Source organism: Streptomyces globisporus (assembly GCF_003501885.1).
GTDB classification, from domain to species: Bacteria; Actinomycetota; Actinomycetes; order Streptomycetales; family Streptomycetaceae; genus Streptomyces; species Streptomyces globisporus_D.
On the sequence record NZ_QWFA01000400.1, the window covers coordinates 1 to 1046 of the forward strand.

2 protein-coding genes are annotated in these 1046 nt (G+C 75.8%); both read left to right on the plus strand.

Annotation, left to right across the window (positions count from 1 at the left end; translation table 11 throughout):
- On the plus strand, window positions 1-766 hold a 766-nt coding region (locus D3105_RS33955; protein ID WP_118906603.1), incomplete at its 5' end, for a phosphotransferase.
- Window positions 767-831: 65 nt separating this feature from the next.
- Window positions 832-1044: a zf-TFIIB domain-containing protein gene (locus D3105_RS33960; protein ID WP_425315773.1), complete on the plus strand. Its 213-nt coding sequence runs from the start codon at window positions 832-834 to the stop codon at window positions 1042-1044.
- Window positions 1045-1046: the final 2 nt, after the last annotated feature.

Consider the following 1046-nt stretch of genomic DNA (forward strand, 5'->3'; position numbering starts at 1 on the left):
CGGCGCGCCCGTGGACCCCTCCGCCCCCGGCGCGGCCCCCTGGGCCGATGCGGCCGACCTGCTCGCCCGCCTCCACCGGACGAAGCCTCCGTTCCCGCTGCCCCCGATGCGCGGCCCGGCCAAGGCGGCCCGGGCCATCGCCCGTATGCGCGCGGCCCTCCAGGGCGACGCGACCGCCCTTCCCGGTGACGCCGCACGCCTGCCCGCCCACACGACCCCCGTTTCCGGCGGGATGGCAACCCTGACCGGCGATGCGACCGCCCCGCCCCGTGACCCGGACGCCCTTTCCGTGCTGGCCGGCTGGCGGGCCCTGCCCGCCTGGGCGCGGGGCGAGGTCCCGGCCCCCGCGCGGAGGGCCGGGGCCCTGTGCCACGGGGACCTGCACCTCGGCCAGCTCGTCCGCCACCCCGCCCCGGACGGGCCCTGGCTGCTCATCGACATGGACGACGCGGGGGTGGGCGATCCCACCTGGGACCTCGGCCGGCCCGCCGCCTGGTACGCGGCCGGACTCCTGGCCCCCGAGGACTGGTCCACCTTCCTGGACGCCTACCGGTCCGCCGGGGGACCGGCCGTTCCCGCCGATGGCGACCCCTGGCCCGCACTGGACGTCCCCGCCCGCGCCCTGACGGTGCAGACGGCGGCCGTCGCCCTCGCCAAGTGCGCCGCGGAGCAACGGGACCCGGACGAGCACGAACAGCTGATGATCGAATCCTGTGCCCGAATCGCTACGTTGCCGCCCGAGTTGGCCACCGGTGCCGCGTCGTAGGGTGAACGGACCGTGGCCGGGCAGACATTCCGGCGACGGCACAACGAGGGCGAGGAGCCGAGTCGATGATGCAGTGTCCGAAGTGTCACGCGCAGATGAACACGTACAACCGCAACGGTGTGCAGATCGAGCAGTGCAACGGTTGCCGGGGGATATTCCTCGACTACGGCGAGCTGGAGTCCCTGACCCGCCTGGAGTCCCAGTGGGCTCAGCAGGCTCCGCCCGCGCCCCCCGCCCCCCAGGCCGGGGCGTGGGCGGCGGGAGGCGCGGCCGGGTAGGC

What these genes read in the sequence shown, in the direction of transcription:
- D3105_RS33960 (WP_425315773.1), top strand. Translation starts at nt 832, where the DNA reads ATGATGCAGTGTCCGAAGTGTCACGCGCAGATGAACACGTACAACCGC.